Origin of the sequence: Aneurinibacillus sp. Ricciae_BoGa-3 (assembly GCF_028421645.1) — a bacterium.
In the GTDB taxonomy this organism is placed as follows: Bacteria; Bacillota; Bacilli; order Aneurinibacillales; family Aneurinibacillaceae; genus Aneurinibacillus_B.
Genome location: NZ_CP116887.1, coordinates 716565 through 733533 on the forward strand (window position 1 = coordinate 716565; position 16969 = coordinate 733533).

General features: G+C 37.1%; 15 protein-coding genes. All 15 read left to right on the forward strand.

All coding sequences use genetic code 11. The annotated features are described in order from the left end of the window. Nucleotides 1-16: 16 nt before the first annotated feature. The 15 genes from PP175_RS03785 (at nt 17) to terL (ending at nt 16950) form a co-directional block, all read left to right on the forward strand. On the forward strand, nt 17-1633 hold the full coding sequence (locus tag PP175_RS03785) for a type I restriction-modification system subunit M (RefSeq protein WP_272441510.1): 1617 nt from the start codon (nt 17-19) through the stop codon (nt 1631-1633). A 439-nt stretch (nt 1634-2072) separates the two neighbouring features. After that, nucleotides 2073-2261, forward strand: coding sequence for a YdbC family protein (locus tag PP175_RS03790; RefSeq protein WP_272443175.1), 189 nt, complete (start codon nt 2073-2075; stop codon nt 2259-2261). 105 nt (nt 2262-2366) lie between these two features. After that, nucleotides 2367-5684 carry an RNA dependent RNA polymerase gene (locus PP175_RS03795; RefSeq protein WP_272441511.1) on the forward strand — a complete coding sequence of 1106 codons (3318 nt, stop codon included), beginning with the start codon at nt 2367-2369 and terminating at the stop codon, nt 5682-5684. A 94-nt stretch (nt 5685-5778) separates the two neighbouring features. Next, nucleotides 5779-5961, forward strand: coding sequence for a hypothetical protein (locus tag PP175_RS03800; protein WP_272441512.1), 183 nt, complete (start codon nt 5779-5781; stop codon nt 5959-5961). Nucleotides 5962-5986: 25 nt separating this feature from the next. After that, complete coding sequence (locus PP175_RS03805) at nt 5987-7519, forward strand: DEAD/DEAH box helicase family protein (RefSeq protein ID WP_272441513.1); 1533 nt, start codon at nt 5987-5989, stop codon at nt 7517-7519. Nucleotides 7520-7738: 219 nt separating this feature from the next. Next, complete coding sequence (locus PP175_RS03810; protein ID WP_272441514.1) at nt 7739-8422, forward strand: hypothetical protein; 684 nt, start codon at nt 7739-7741, stop codon at nt 8420-8422. A gap of 39 nt (nt 8423-8461) precedes the next feature. Beyond that, the gene (locus tag PP175_RS03815; RefSeq protein WP_272441515.1) at nt 8462-9700 is read left to right on the forward strand and encodes a site-specific DNA-methyltransferase; all 1239 of its coding nucleotides are present in this window, start codon (nt 8462-8464) and stop codon (nt 9698-9700) included. A 67-nt stretch (nt 9701-9767) separates the two neighbouring features. Next, nucleotides 9768-10514, forward strand: coding sequence for an amidoligase family protein (locus PP175_RS03820; RefSeq protein WP_272441516.1), 747 nt, complete (start codon nt 9768-9770; stop codon nt 10512-10514). A 177-nt stretch (nt 10515-10691) separates the two neighbouring features. Then, nucleotides 10692-10853 (forward strand): hypothetical protein, encoded by a 162-nt coding sequence (locus PP175_RS03825; protein ID WP_272441517.1) that lies wholly within the window; start codon nt 10692-10694, stop codon nt 10851-10853. A 157-nt stretch (nt 10854-11010) separates the two neighbouring features. After that, nucleotides 11011-11790 carry a putative type II toxin-antitoxin system PemK/MazF family toxin gene (locus PP175_RS03830; protein ID WP_272441518.1) on the forward strand — a complete coding sequence of 260 codons (780 nt, stop codon included), beginning with the start codon at nt 11011-11013 and terminating at the stop codon, nt 11788-11790. A gap of 269 nt (nt 11791-12059) precedes the next feature. After that, nucleotides 12060-12776 (forward strand): transposase, encoded by a 717-nt coding sequence (locus PP175_RS03835; protein ID WP_272441519.1) that lies wholly within the window; start codon nt 12060-12062, stop codon nt 12774-12776. 315 nt (nt 12777-13091) lie between these two features. Next, nucleotides 13092-13940, forward strand: coding sequence for a tyrosine-type recombinase/integrase (locus PP175_RS03840; protein WP_272441520.1), 849 nt, complete (start codon nt 13092-13094; stop codon nt 13938-13940). A gap of 240 nt (nt 13941-14180) precedes the next feature. After that, on the forward strand, nt 14181-14858 hold the full coding sequence (locus PP175_RS03845; RefSeq protein ID WP_272441521.1) for a Panacea domain-containing protein: 678 nt from the start codon (nt 14181-14183) through the stop codon (nt 14856-14858). Beyond that, nucleotides 14842-15288, forward strand: a complete 447-nt coding sequence (locus tag PP175_RS03850; RefSeq protein ID WP_272441522.1) for a type II toxin-antitoxin system PemK/MazF family toxin — start codon at nt 14842-14844, stop codon at nt 15286-15288. Before PP175_RS03845 ends, PP175_RS03850 begins: the two co-directional genes overlap by 17 nt. Before the next feature lie 57 nt (nt 15289-15345). Further along, nucleotides 15346-16950, forward strand: coding sequence for a phage terminase large subunit (gene terL, locus PP175_RS03855; protein WP_272441523.1), 1605 nt, complete (start codon nt 15346-15348; stop codon nt 16948-16950). Nucleotides 16951-16969: the final 19 nt, after the last annotated feature.

Consider the following 16969-nt stretch of genomic DNA (forward strand, 5'->3'; position numbering starts at 1 on the left):
AAAGGAGATTACACAAATGAGTAATGCAACAGATATTACATCAAAGCTATGGGAAATGGCTAACAAACTGCGTGGGACAATGGATGCAAGTGAATACAAGAACTATATCTTGCCATTTATGTTCTATCGCTATTTATCAGAAAACCAAGATGAATACTTAAAAGCCAATGATCTAGAAGAGTACTACGAAGTGACAGATGACACTGAAAAAGAAGATTACCTTGAAGAAATCAGTAAAGGTATCGGATATGCGATTGACCCAGCCTACACTTGGGTCAAAATCGTATCAAAAATTGAAAATCACAAAATCAAAGCTAGTGACTTCCAAGACATGTTTGACTCATTCAATACAAATGCCAAACGTAACGCAGTCGCAGAAGCGGACTTTGCTAATGTATTTTCAGATGTTAACCTTGGGGACACACGTCTAGGTTCAAGTACAAACGAACGTGCGAAGGCTTTGAATGATATCGTTTTGATGATTAACGAGTTTAGTTTCAAAGACGATTCAGGCCGTGACATTTTGGGTGACGTTTACGAGTATTTGATTGGGCAATTTGCTGCCAATGCTGGTAAAAAAGGTGGGGAATTTTATACACCTCATGAAGTTAGTAAAACTTTAGCAAGAATTGTTACGATTGATGCAGCTGGTACTGGCAATCAATTCCGTGTATATGACCCTACAATGGGATCAGGTTCACTTCTTTTGACAGTTCAAAAAGAATTGCCAAATGGTAATGAAGAAGGAAGCGTTGAGTTTTTCGGTCAAGAGTTGAATACTACAACTTATAACTTGGCTCGCATGAACTTGATGATGCATGGGGTAAATTATCGCAATATGGAATTGAAACGCGCAGACACACTTGATGCTGACTGGCCATTTGCAGAAAAAGATGGCACACAAATTCCTTTGAAGTTCGACGCGGTCGTATCAAACCCCCCATATTCTCAGAATTGGGATACAAAAGACGTTGATCGAGAAAAAGATACACGTTTCAAGGGTTATGGTGTAGCACCTGCATCTAAGGCAGATTATGCCTTTGTTCTTCATGGACTTTATCATTTAGATAAAGCAGGAACAATGGCTATTGTGTTGCCGCATGGGGTACTCTTCCGAGGTGCGTCTGAAGGTAAAATCCGCAAAAATATCATAGACAATAATCTATTAGATACTGTTATTGGATTGCCAGCTAACTTGTTCTATGGCGCAAGCATCCCAACATGTGTGCTGGTGTTCAAAGGTCGCGAGGCTCGCAAGAGTAAAGATATTTTGTTTATTGATGCTTCAAAAGAGTTTGAAAAAGGCAAGAACCAAAACAAACTCACTGCTGAGAACATCAACAAAATTATCGAAACTTACTGTAACCGTAAAGACGTTGAGAAATATGCTCATGTGGCATCTTTGGATGAAATCAAAGAAAATGATTACAATTTGAACATTCAACGTTATGTCGACAGGTTTGAAGAAGAGGAAGTTATTCCACTTTCACAAGTGGCTCAAGAGTTGGTAGAAGTTAAAGCAGAAATTGCGAATTCATATGATAATTTGTTTGGGCTATTGAATGAGTTGAAAGGGACAACAGATGAAGCCAAAGAAGAACTGAGTAAATTTATCAGTCTTTTAGGTAAATAATAGTGTTAGAAAAGAGCTAAGGAGGATTTAAACCTTGGTTCTTTTCACAAACGCTTGGGAACAGCGTAAGTTATTGTTGATGACCATTTTTATGTTTTATAATAAGACAGCACTATATTTCCAAGCATGCAAAAATATCTACCGTATTAAGCTATTTAAACTCCCAAAATCCTTCAATTATTTTTTGTGTTCAATCAGAAAGAGGTATCTATTAAGCGTCTACTAAAAAATCTGACTATACACCAAAACAGGTGAAGCATGCTTTAGAAGTTTTGATGAGACAAGCAGAATTAATGTATGGAAATGAGAAGGTTGAGGATTTGCAATTGTTCCCAGTAGCAAAGGTAGGAGAAGATTATAACGTTTGATACAGGTTTAATTAAACTTGCGAAAAGGGAAGTTCACTATGCCAGACATTAAATTTGAAAAGACATAACATATCGGTATCCTTTCAGAATCCACAAAAGGCTGGAAAAAAGAACTTAACCTCATCAGTTGGAACGGTCGTGAACCGAAGTACGATATTCGCGAATGGTCCCCTGAGCGAGAAAAGATGGGTAAGGGCGTTACGCTGAGTAGAGAAGAGTTGGCGGCATTAAAAGAACTTCTTAACAGGTCAGATATATAAAAGAAATATTTTGAATAAATGGTAATATAATGTGATAATGGAACTGTGAGCTTTTATGCTTTCGGTTCTTTTTTACTATCGGTAGCTAATTTGGGGGAAATATAAATGGCACAAAAACGCAGACAATATACCATTAAGCAATACCGGTTTCAAAATATTTCGAAAGAATATGATAGACTAACACTTTCGCTAGAAACTGCAATTGAATATCCAAACAGCGGAAATATTCTATATGCCACGTTGTATCGTCTATTGGAAAAAACATATGATGACAGCGATGGAGCAAAGAATGCAGTCGATGAATTATTTATTTTGAAAGCTGACCAAATAGATCAAAATGATGAAAAGCAGCTTGCTCTTTACGAACGCATCATGCGTGAAGGTGTTTTTATCGGTGAGCAGAAATATATTCGCTTTGGAAAATCAAGCAATATGGCGATGAATCAACGCACCTTGTTTATCCGGGAAGATGTACATGACCGTTTAAAAGAGACCATTACCCTTGGGAAAGTTCCGACCAAAACCATCATCTCCAAATATGAAACAGCTATCGGTTTGACGTTAAGTAGTATCAATCTTGTTGAAGGTCTGCCAAGAATTTGTATAGTCAAAGATTTAGAAAAGACGCTGATTGAGGATGTAAAGGTTGTAGCGAGATATGAATTACAGGAAGAAGATAAGGCAGCCTACGAAGAGTACAAAAGAATAGCGGAAGCTGAAGAAGCCAGAAAAGCAGAATGTAAACAGAAATGGGAAGAAGTAAAGGCTGTATTTGATGATGCCTATCTTGCAAAGTTTCCTCATTATGTTGGAGAAGGAGCGAAATCAAAAAGCGGCTGGGAACGAGAAAATCGAAGAGTACAATTAGAGCAAATTGAATCGCCTGCAGGATGGAAGTTACTCCGAAATGAGAATAAGCGTTATCCGGTTTATACCGAAGAGCAAACGGAAGAAATCCCGGAAATCATAAATAAGTTCAGTGTAGGATATGAAGTCAAAATAATCGAAAATCATGAAAATCAGATCGTTCCCCATGACGGTCAGGGGTTGATGAGTTTCGAGTATGCAAAGAAAGTGTCAGATGCATTAGGGCTTTCTTATACCAGTAATGCCTTTCAAATTCGGATGCCATATGTAAAAGGATTAATGATTCGATTTGATTTGAAAACTTGGTTTGAAGAACAGGAAGTCACCCATATTAAGGACTTGTGGGATAACGATATCGATATTACGGACATTGATATTATTATGACGGAGAGTTGTTTTAAGGCAAAGTTACAAACTCAACAAGATGGGAAAAATACCTGGCTTTTTAGTAGTCTAGATGATTATGTTGCCTTGTTGAAGAAGTACGGGCATGAATATATTGGAATCGCCAACTATGCAAAGTCGGCTGATCGAGCAGATATTTATACGCCCCTAACGTATCAGTTTATCAACTCGCTTGCATTAGATTATAAAGAGCTTCGGAAATTAGTGGAACCTGCAGGGAATCTCTATCTAGATATTTTAAATAAAGGCGATGCTGCAGCTGTTAAAGCATTTTTGCATATGATTATCGACCGGGAAGAATATGAGGATAACCTAGTCAGCGATGTTCATAAAGCGATTGATATAAATGAACGGATGATATTTGATCCAAGGGTACAGGCTTATATTCGGAAGCAAATTGAGAAAGCTTTTACTGAATTAGCTGTTGGACGCATTCCAGTAAAAGGGAATTACCAATTTGTAACTGGAGACTGTATAGCGTTGGCAGAGTGGATGACACATGGCGATAAAGATAACGTACATGGCTTTTTGGATGCCAATGAGTTTTATTGCAAAGGAAAAGTTGGTCAGTATGTGATGATGCGTAATCCACTAACGAGTTGGCATGAAGTCAAGAAAGCCAATTTAGTGGATAGCGGAAATGCTTACGTTCAGCACTTAGATAATGTGATTCAATTTAACTCTGGAAAAGATTTAACAATGGCGCAACTATCTGGCTGCGATTTTGACGGTGACAAATCGATTTTGATTGATAACAAGACTATCCTGGACGCTGTGATAGATGATTTTGTGATTGTAAACGATGACGATAAAACGACCGCTGAGGCTAAAGAATATAACATAGAGAATGTCATAGAATTTGAACGGAAGAATTTATCTAACGATACGGCGTTAGTTACAAATATAGACACCTATTTTCAGTCGCTGGCATTGGAACAGGGTAATCTACAAAGTCGGGAATTAGAAATTGCGACCTGTAAACAATTACAGGCAGAGTTTATCGACTCCGTTAAAAAAGGCACAAGGCCTGTCATTCCTGACGTATTGTTAGAAGCCGCAAATAAGAAACCCTATTTCCAGAAATTCATTTATGGTGGCCGTGAATCGCAGTATCGGAAAATTTACAGTCCATTAAATAATTTAGCGATGAATATTGATGAGTGGCTGGAGAGAAAGAGAAACGAATCAAAGAGTCTCTTTAATATTGAGTACTTGGATACGAGTACGATGGATTTAATTACAGATATGGACAAAGTTGACCAAGATACATTTATGGAGCTGGCGAGAAAGATAGCCCCGATTTATAATGCATATTCCAAAGCGAAAGGTGATCTGTGGAAGGAAGAGCAGAAGATTAACCGACTTCGAATGAGAGATGAAGATAAAGAAGAGTTGGATCGGATCGGTAAACTATATAAAGAATTATACGATGATACCCGTAATAAGTGCCGGGAAGTCTGCGATGATGACAGTGTCTTAGCCAGTGTATGTGCCTACATTGAGTATATTTTCAGCAAGAATCGCTCAGATAACAGTACGTGGGTCAGTCGTACAAAATCATATATTTTCCCGTGGATTGTAGCGCCAGAAGGGATTATGGCAAATTTGAAGGCCCACGAAGATAAAATCAAAGTCGATGTTCAGGAAGTTCCACAGTTAAATCGCCGGGAAAAAGAATATGCAGGTGTTTTACGAGTAGAGAATGGAGCCGCTTCGATTGAAGATGTCCAGTTTAAGACGAAATTAAAGGATGGCAAGTATCGTCTCTTTTCGATGTTAGGCTATCATTTTATTGACTTTGATAATGAGAGAGAAACGGAAATTGAGCTTCCAGAAAGTAATGCTGCCGTTTCTACAAAGGAAAAAGTTGAATTAAAAAGGCTGACTAACTATGCCTGCCGGTTATCCGGTAATATTCAAGACGGTCATGCGGTAGCAGCAAAAATTGATGACCAGATTATCACACTTGATCAGAACGGAAATTTTATCGGTGTATTTTTGGATGGGGAATATATATGTGGAATTAGGCAGGAGGATTATGCGAACCTAACGGAAGGTATTTTCCTGAAAAGTTATGTGGGACAACCATTTAAGGTACAGGTTGAGAAAATTAATCAGAAGAGTTTATCAGTTATTTTAAATATGGTCTGATCCTTATTTGTATAGGGGGGCTACCGCCCCCTGCGGTGGAAATATTGCGGTATGTAACGTTTCCATTATTTATATGAAAAGGGAGATCATAATTGTGAATAATACAATTGTCATTACACAGGAACGAATGGCAGGCTGGTTAATGTTTAATCGATTTCATAAAGTCGATGAAAAGGTTGATTTAAAGGATTCTGGTCGTAGAATCTATATATTTAAGGATTCACCGCAGCTAAGAGAAGCTATGGGGAGATACAACGAGTTCAAAAATCGATTGTAATTGGTAAAGGGAGCGCAGAACACAAATGGAGACAGTGTTTGGAGAACATTCACGGGTAAGTGAAGTAGTTACAATCGATCAAATTAAAAATTGGAATAATGGCGATATAATCACGATAAAAGCAGGTACAGGGGCTGGGAAAAGTCACTTCATAAAAAATATCCTTTACGCTCATGCCAAACATCATCATAAAAAGATTCTCATGCTCATACACAGAATAAATTGCACTGATCAGTTTCAAGCAGAAGTAGAGAAGGACAAAAAAACAGATGTAATCGAAATTAAAACTTATCAATCAATTGAAGCGAAATACAAGAAAAATGAAACCTTTGATTTTAGTCCCTATCAATATATCGTCTGCGATGAGTTTCACTACTTCATGAGTGATGCGGCATTCAATAAGACAACCGATATGTCGTTAGAAACCATCCTTGCACTTAGCAATAAAATAAGAATTTTCATGAGTGCTACGGGTGATTATATGACACGATATATTGCTAACTATAAGAAGATGGAAACCATTAACTACGAATTGAAAATTTACTTTAATTTTATTAAGCAATTAACTTTCTTCAATAGGGATGATACCTTAGAAAGTTTCATAGAAGAAGTGATTGAGAGGAATATTAAGACGATCTTTTTTATTCAATCGGCAAGAAAAGCATTTGAATTATATAAGAAGTATAAGGATTACGCTATGTATAATTGTGGAAAAAGCGATAGGCATTATAAATATGTTGACCAAGAAAAAATTAATACAATGCTCCAAGAAGAGAAGTTCAATGACCTGATTCTTATTACAACAACTTGTATGGACGCTGGAGTCAATATTATAGATGAAGAATTACAACATATCGTGTGTGATGTAAAGGATACTGGAACGCTCGTACAGTGTATAGGCAGGAAGAGAATACGAAGCAAAGATGATGGTATTTATTTGCATATCAAAACTATAACGAATCAGCAGTTGGGTGGCATGGTAACTCAACTAAGTAAGAAACTTGAAATGGCACAGTATTTAAGGAACAATAACATACAAGATTATATTGAAAAGTACCCGAGAGAATATGATAAGTGGACTATTGTATATACAGATATTGTTGCCGATGAAAGTGATAAAGCTACTCTGAAAATTAATGAGTTGATGTACTTCAAATGTCTACTGGATATCGCAGAAGTAGAAGCCATGATAAAGTATGGTGATTTCGGATATTGCAAGTATCTGGCTGTCAAGTTTGGATTCTTCGATGAGCAGAATGGATATGACTATACATTAATTGAAGAGGTAGAAAAAAATAAAGTATTGGAAAATTACCTAGATGGAATTGTTGGAAAGGTAATGCTACAGGCTAAAGATAGGACGGAATTAATCGAAAAGGTAAATGTGCGGGATGGAAATAACAATAGACTGTTAAAAAACATTGATACACTTAATGGAAAGTTAAAGGGAATTGGATTGAATTTTATTATTGACCAATTTGAAACTAGTAGAATCGTGAATGGAAAGAAGCAAAAATATAAACAAGCTTGGAGAGTATTGAGATTAAGCGACTATTAATCGATACCCCCCAAAAATGTATATAACCTCTATATAGAGCTTGTATGCAAAATAAGGGGGTAAAAATCTTTTCTATCAGGCCTGCAGTAAATTGGCTATTCCTTCTATCTCATTTCTATGATAATGAACAAAATTAAATCCTACCGTTAAGGTACCAGAAGAGCCATTCACAGTGGTTCTTTTTTTATTGCCTACATTTAATAAACAGGAGGGATATTGATGAACAGTAAACAGAAAATGTCTCAAATTAAGCGCTTTGCTAAGGGGAAAATCCATGAGTTTATTCGAGTATTGCCGGAACATTTAAAAGGGAATATCGACTTCTCAATGGCTACCATTCACCTGCAAAATTACAGCTATGACAGTTATGGTTCTAATTTAATCAGTATGAAGCTCGCTGAACATGCTGATATTGGGGACTATGACCAATTTAAATGTCAACTGGATTATATCAGTTATGAAAATAAGCTGGGACTATATGTATCTGTTGATGAAGAGAGCCGAGAAATCCAGTTCTTTAACAAGGCATTGAATAATCACATTAAAACTTATCAGCTTATGGTTCATGATGAGAAACGGAAAATTTACTCTATAATCGATCAGGTTAAAAAGGCTGAAGATCGCCGGATACAGAAGCATATTCCATCAATTAGACAATTATTGAGTTTGAGCAAGGATATTTACTTGATCCTGTTCAATGTGTTGAAAGATGATAAGGATTGTGGCTTAGACACCATTGAGATGGAAGGGATTCTGGAAAAGGTAACGGAGGATACGATTGCGCTGGATAATGCGAATTTTGCTGAAGTGAAGAGTACACTTAAAATTTCAGATGGCTGGGAAATTGAAGATATCCAGTTATGGGCAAGTACAGAAAATGATGTGGAGTTGGAGCTTCTCTAATACGGGAGGCTCTTTTTCTATTTGTGAGGGGGATACATTATGGAATTCAAAAAGATAAAAATCGAGCAATTGGTTCATGCTGATTATAATCCGAGAAAAGATTTGAAACCGGGAGATAAAGAGTTTGAGAAGATAAAAAATAGCATCCATGAGTTTGGGTATGTGGAGCCGATTATCGTCAACAGTGATATGACTATTGTTGGCGGCCATCAGAGAGCCAAGGTACTGAAAGCATTAGGATATGAAGAAGTCGATTGTGTAGTGATTGACCTGGATAAGAACAAGGAGAAAGCATTGAATGTCGCTCTGAACAAAATTACAGGAGAATGGGATTTTGATGCTTTAGCTGTTTTATTGGATGAATTAAAAATGGAGGATTATAACCTCGAATTAACCGGCTTTGACTTTTCTGAAGCGGAGCAGCTTTTGGATTCATTAAAGGAAGAAACAGAAGGAGTAGAAGAAGATGACTTTGAAGTTGAGCTGCCAGATAATCCTATTACGCAAAAAGGGGATGTCTGGCTGTTAGGTAAGCATCGGCTAATGTGTGGAGATAGTACAGATAAAGATAATGTTGCAACGTTGATGGATGGAAGGAAAGCCAATTTGATTGTGACCGATCCGCCCTACAATGTGAATTACACGGGTAAAACAAAGGAGGCCTTAAAAATTGAAAACGATAAAATGGATAATGATAGCTTCTATCAATTTCTTTATCGAGCTTTTTCTAATATGTTCGATGCTTGTGGGGATGGTGGTTCTCTTTATGTTTTTCATGCTGATTCTGAAGGGCTTAATTTTAGGAAGGCCTTTGTAGAGTGTGGATTTAAATTGTCACAATGCTGTATTTGGGCAAAGCAAACAATGGTGATGGGCAGAAGTCCGTATCAGTGGAAACACGAACCAGTGTTATATGGCTGGAAACCAACTGGAGCGCACTATTGGAATAGTGATCGGAAGCAGACGACACTTTGGCAATTTGATCGTCCATTTAGAAATGAATATCATCCAACCATGAAGCCGATACCGTTAATTTGCTATCCGATTAAGAATAGCAGCAAGATTGGAGACTTAGTTTTTGACCCCTTTGGTGGGAGTGGGAGTACACTGATTGCTTGTCAGGAAACGGATCGGATTTGTTATACGATGGAATTAGACGAGAAATATGCAGACGTAATTGTGAAGCGATATATTGGGCAGGTAGATAGTGATAGCGAGGTATATTTGATCCGGGATGGACAAAAGTATACATATAGGGAAGTAATATCTGAACAATAATGTGACTTGCTTTCACCTGTGTTTTGAGTGATGAATGTTAACACACTAGAACACAGGAGGGATTTTTGTGAATAGAAAAGAAATGGTAAAAATATTGGGTGAACATTTTGGTGTGAAGCCTACATACTTAGGAGTTCCAAGCTGTAATTATCAAATTGAGACAGCAGAGGAAACATACATCATTGATAGAGCTGGAAATATTACCACATTTGAAGGTAAACAAGTAGAGTTTGAGCAACTATTGAATGGAACGATTGAAGAAAATAAGCCGGAAGCAGAAGAAATAACAGGATTTGAAATATCCGTTTCATTGGAGGGACATACAGGGAGTACCTTACGAAACCTCATAAACATGATATATAGTAAGCAGATGCTGATTAAGAAAGCCATAGAGATGGAAGAGAATATTATAAATGATGAATATATCAGGGCTGTAAATGAAGGGAAGATTGCAACTTTAGACGACTTCAAGACAGCTACTCAGGACGTAATGTGCAAATGGATAGACATTGATGTTCCTCATAGCCGAATCGTATTCAAATTTGTAAAAGAAGATAGAGAGCCGGAGAGGATAAAAGCGTACACTCAGCTTGTAACATTAATTAATCAGTATGCGAAAACACTACAATATGCTTCGGCCAAGGTAAAGGATACGGATAATGAAAAATTCACATTCAGAACTTGGTTGATACGGTTGGGAATGATCGGGGATGAATATAAGGTAGCCAGAAAGCTCCTATTGCAAAATCTAAAAGGAAATTCAGCCTTTCGATATAGCAAGCCAGAAAAGGTGGAAACAATAGCTGGGGAGTAGTCTCCCCTTTTTCTTCGCCTGTGTCGGCTTAATGTGGAAGTTTGGGGATAAGTTAAGAATAAGATTAAGAATCGGTATATTGCCAACGTGTGGGCGACAGTGTACGTATTCAGAAGTCGTTGACTCGTTAGTAGGTGAGAGGTAACATGTGACAAACTTGATAAGGGGGTTCGTTGCATGGGTCAGGCAAAAGTGAATATGGTGATTCGATTCCTGAAGGGGATGCAGCTGGATAAGATTTGCTCGCTGGGGGAAGAGGAAGCCGAAGTGGACAATGAATTGATCCAGAAGGTGATTGACGATATAGAGTGTTTTTATGAGGCCGAGGTAGGAGAGTAAATGAAATAGGGGCTAGAGATAGCCTCTTTTTATGTTTGATAGAGGAATATAGATATTAAGATTTTAAAAATCTAAATAGAAAATAAAGTAAATTTCCAAAGGTATTCCTCTAATCTTGTCGAATGTTAAAAGACGGGATTGGAGGTGAAGATAAATAATGGGTAATGCCACTAATAGACCTAATCATGTAGATTTTAGCAATCTAGATAAAGTATTAGATAATCCTTTAGCAAAAAAAAGAAAAGCAAAAGAGTCGAGCGATAGTCTTGGTGAATTTATGTTTTCCCTATCTAATTTTATTGCTTACGCAGGAGAATTAAGAGAAGACGAATTGGCGAACTTGACAAAAAGTTTGCAAAATTGGATGATAAGAAGAAATTTTACAACGTGTTTAGTTCCCGTTGATATAGGTGATATATTTTTTGCGGATTTAGGTATGACTTATAAATTAGAAAGTTCCTACCCACATCCAGTAGTGGTTTTGGAGAAAGTAGGTAATTTATTGCTTGTAGTCCCAACTACTACTTCGAACGATATCGTAAATTCAGCTTATCATCCTGAGTCAAATAAAACTGGAATTAAATATTTTAGGAAAGTAGAAAAAGATGAGGATGGATTTGATGAGACTTGTGCTATTCTTTTAAGTAATGCATCTACAATAAATGCAGGAAGATTGTTGAAAAAACAGAGCTGTATGAAAAATATCAATGATGATAAGTCTATCTTTAAAGAAATTAAGAATTCTATTTTTCAGTTTTTTATGCCAAGGGAATTTAGGAAATATGAAAAATTACAGGAGGAACATAATAAACTTAAAGAAGATTATAATGTTCTAAAGAAAAAGAGTGAGGAAAGTCTAGATGAAGTAAGTAACGCTTTAATAGAACTAGATAGAATAGACAGATTAAATAAAAAAAATATTCAAAAATCTGGATAGTAAATATTGACAACAAGAATAATTAAGTGTTACTATTATATTGAGCTTAAGGCAGATTAATTGAAACAAATAATTTTTTAGAGCCGTAAGGGCAACTGTATGGGTGCTGATCAAAGCTAATTGACAGCACCTTTAATCATTTTCGCATAATTTCCGACTAGATAACTGATTCAGACCTCACATTAACTTGTGGGGTCTTTTTGTATCTAGGTATTTAACAGTTAAATATGACTCATTGAATGCATCTAAATTTTTGGAGGTGAGGTGAATTGGCAAAGCCGCAAATAACCAAGTACGATACGCATGTAAAGCCAAGATTTGCGGATATATACAAATGGGTACGTGAAGGATTTACGGATGAGCAGATTGCTGCCAAATTAGATATTCATGTTTGGACGTTGAGGGATTATAAGAAAAAGTATCCAGAGTTTGCAGAGGTATTAGAGAGACCAAGTTTGTGGGAAACCCATGTGCAACCGAGATTAATGCAGATTAAACAATGGTGTGAAGAAGGCGTAACGAATGATGAGATACGGATACGATTAGATGTATCGGAAGGTACATTTTATGAATACTTAAAAAAGTATCCTATACTAAATGAGATAATTGCTGTGGGAAGATCCGTTACCAACGCCCGTGTAGAAAACTCACTTTTAAAACTTTGCACTGGTTATGAATATGAAGAAATTAAAACTGTTGTCGAAGAAGATAAAAATGGGAAAAAACGGACTCGTATTGAAAAGGTAAAAAGGCATGTTCCTCCTTCTGCCCAGGCAATTAGCTTCTTCTTACGTAACCGTATGCCGGAACAGTATAGCGAACGAAAAGAGATTGTACTTGATACGAAGCAAAATGAACTGGAACGAAAGAAGCTATTCCTACAAATGATTGAAGAAGAAGCGCAGGATGAAGTAATCGAAGGCGAATACAGTATTATTGAAGAATGTGAAACGGAAGATGGCTTCGAGGAACCGGAACAGGAGTAATATTGCTCAGCTCTGTAGTGTATGTCGCTTTGTTCTGCATAGATGGCTGCTATTGTAGCTAACTATATAGCAACCATACTCAGCTAATCCATAACAAAGCCCTATACTGCCTGAACGCTATCCTATCCATCCGTATCCAACCAATAGAAGCATAAAGATTATGTATTGAGTTATTCGGTAGATAAACGCTAGATTCATTGCTAATTCTGCCTAAAAACTGCCTAAACTCATAACATAATGACCGTTATGTATCGAGTTCTCGTTGACTTATTTTACCACTAATCGTACCATGTGATTGAAAGGATGGTGCTGAATATGCGGTATATCAACGAGTTCACGGCCTATTTGCAGAGTAAGGACAAGAGTGAGAATACGGTCTCCTGCTATATACGGGATACAAAGGCGTTTATTGAATGGTATAGCAGCAAAACGGAGCATGGGCTTGAGAAAGTTATTGAGTTTGATGCGGTACAATACAAGAAGCATCTACAAAGCGAGTATAAATCCTTTGTCACGATAAACCGTAAGATAGCCAGTGTGAACTCATTCCTGAAATGGATGAAGGAACAGAATTATATTGCTGATGAAATGGCCATTAAAACGGTAAAGGATAAGGATGTAAAGCAGTATAAAGGGCTAGAGAACAAGGAATTATGGAAGATACGAAGTGATATCCACCGCTCAGGCAACAGAATGCATATCTGTATCATTGAATTATTGCTTGGTACTGGCATCCGGGTAAGTGAACTCACACATATTCAGCTAACTGATATTCAAATGACTTCACGAAAAGGGCTTCTAATCGTAAAAGGTAAAGGAAACTCCAAACGAACCCTTCCATTAAATAAAGATACTCGGAAAGCCATCACTAACTACTTAGAAGTAAGGCCGGAGAGTGATTCGGATTATCTGCTAATTGGACAACGAGGAGCCTTGCAACGGAATGCGATTAACTTGATATTAAAACAATATGGCGACCGAGTGAAAGTAAAGGTACATCCACATCAATTAAGGCACTCGCTTGGATATAACTTGGTCAAGCAAGGTGTACCGCTGACAACCATCCAGCAGATACTTGGACATGATAATGTATCCACAACGAATATATACACCTTAACAACCCAAAAGGATATGGCTGAAGCCTTGGAGAACGTGGAGTGGTAGAGATACCGCTCTTTTTTTGTTCTAAGGGGAGGGGTACTTCTATTTAATAGAATTAGGCCGCCAGCAAAGGTTCCAGAAAAATTTTTGATAAAATTGTGCGTAAAAGTTCAATTAATGATTTACACGTTAATTTTGGCTTAGGCTAACCCCCAAATTTTACTAAGCGGTGTAAAAAGCGGCCGCAAATTATATTATTATATGATAGTTTACGATATAATGGAAAAAGAGGGGTGAAGGATCGTGATTCAACTTAATACTAACGATGTTGCAGAATATTTAATTGCAAAATCGAACATTGACAATATACCTATCTCAAATTTAAAATTACAGAAATTAATGTACTATTGCCAAGCATGGTATTTAGCTTTGTATCATGAGAGGCTTTTTGATGAAGAAATAGAAGCGTGGCGACATGGTGCGGTGGTAAGACGCATATACAATAAATATTCAGTATTTGGTTATAATAATATTCAACTAGGGAATTTTCCCCTTAACCAGCATATAAATAAATTAGAGCGTAAGTTTGGGGAAAATATCTGTGAATTTTTTGATAACATTATTGATAAATACTTTGGATACAGTGCTGAAGAATTAAGAGAAGTTAACCATAATGAATTACCGTGGTTAAAAGCGAGACAAGATATTGCGGAGAATGAAGGATCAGATAAAGTTATAGAAGATGAATGGATGGAAAAATATTATGGGATACATGCCATTGAAATGGGGTGGAAAACTGTGGACAATAATGTGTTTAAGTTTTCACTACATGACTTAAAAATTGCAAGCAAAAAAATTGAGGATAAGAAAGTCTTTAGGCCCACCGATAGCAATATTGAAAAATTTTGCGATTTTGTTGTGGATTCGTACGGGAGTACTAAAGAAACAACATGGAGGGCAATGGATGGCTCAAAAATATAATGCTAGACGAGATTTATTAGATAACAGGGAATTTAAATTCGGCCAAATTTGGAAATTGCGGGATAAATTAATAAGGTTGTTACCTAGTGATAGGATTGAAGATGATCGAACTTATTACGCATCCCGTACAGTCGTCGTAGTACAGAATTGTATTGAAAATAATGATGAAGACTACCTTATTGTAAGAGTTGCACCATTAACAACTACCGTTGAGTTTGAGCAAAAGTTTGATGTGATTCTATATCCAAATGATGGAGATGAAAAAAAGGATGATGTCAAGGAAAAATGTATGGCTCAAGTTCAATTAACTCAACCTATTTTAAAAAAGGATATGTTTGAAGTAGTTGGAGAAATTTCAAACGAAAAGAAGAATGAAGTTGCTGCTGCTATTATGAAAATGTTAGGGATCGACATGAACAATTTGCAATGACTACACTAAGGATGCTATTTTAAATTGTAGCAGCCTTATTTTTTTGATTACATGGAGGTGGTAAAAATTCAAGAACAGTTTCAGAAAAATAATGTTTTATTAAAATGTTATCTACAAAAACACTTCTCCAATGATAAAATCAAACAACTCGCAGAAACATTCACCTTTTCTGAACTCCGTAAGCTGATCGGTGAAATGGATATCGAGTTTTTTGCTCTCTGCTACTTCCCGAAATACTTTGACCGGAGGTTTGGCAAGTTTCATCAGGAATTGTTTACAGAACTTAAATATATGTTATCGAATAAAGGGTTAATCAATGCTTTTGGACTGCCAAGGGAACATGGCAAAAGCACGATTAACTCTTTTTTATTTCCGCTATATGCCACTCTCTACGACAAGTCACAATTCACCTTAATCATTTCGGCTACTGAGCAGATTGCGCTTCCGTTCCTCGATATGATTAAAGATGAGCTGGAGAACAATCAGCTGCTGATTGAGGACTTTGGCATCCAGAAAGGGAATCGATGGAACAACAATGAAATCTGGATAAGGAGCAGCGGCGGGTTGGATTCCTGCATTATGATTCGAGGAATCGATGGGTCACTCCGTGGCATCCACTATAAACAGCATAGACCAACGCTTGTATTGCTGGATGATTTGCTTAAAGATGATACGGCAAAGTCTGAAACAAAGCGTGAGGCCGTTAAAAACACATTTACGGATGTTGTGTTGCCAATCGGAACAAGGGATACCAATATTCTAATCTGCGGCACCATATTAAATGAAGAAGATTTGATGGCGGATTTATTAAAGGGAAAAATACCGGGAGCTCGCAGCATTAAAAAGTCGGCAGTCATTTGCTTTTCCGAACGAGATGACTTATGGGCAGAGTGGGAAGCCCTATATAATAATTTGCAGGATGCAGACAGGATCAACACAGCCCTGTCGTTTTTTTATGTCCATAAAGAAGAGATGCTTGAAGGAACTGAGATATTGTGGAATGAGTATTTGGACTATTACTATCTCATGTGCAAGAAGCAAGCGATGGGTGAGAAGTCATTCTATAAGGAACTGCAAAATGACCCTCGCTCTACAGATGAATACATATTCCAACAGATTCAATATTGGGATCGGTTGCCGGAGTTTGACGAGATGGAGGTAGTCATGTATATCGATCCGGCCATAAAAGCGGGAAAACGGAATGACTACTCGGCAATAACGATCCTAGGCCAGCACAGAAAAACGAAGCAATCCTATGTCATTGATGGCAATGTTTTTAAGCTGCTACCCGATGATTTGTTTCAAGTAGCTATCGAAAAGTTGAACGTGTATCCAATCAGTAAGATAGGATTCGAAACCATACAGGCGCAGAGTTATATGAAACAGAAGTTTGAAGAGGAGCTATGGAAAGCGAAATTGTATGTTCAAGTGGAAAGTGTAAACAGCAAAGGACAAAAGCATGAGCGAATTATTAGCCTGGAGCCGGATGTTAAAAAGGGGCATATTCTCTTCAATCGGGATAATATACGCTATAACAACCAGGTGAAAGATTATAACAAGAACTGCAAATACGATGATGCGCCAGATAGCTTGTATGGGGCAGTTCAGTTGATTCAGGGAGTAAAGGGCATTAAGTTTTTTGATCGAAGTTTACTGTTTTAAATTTTGGAGGTGATAAGAA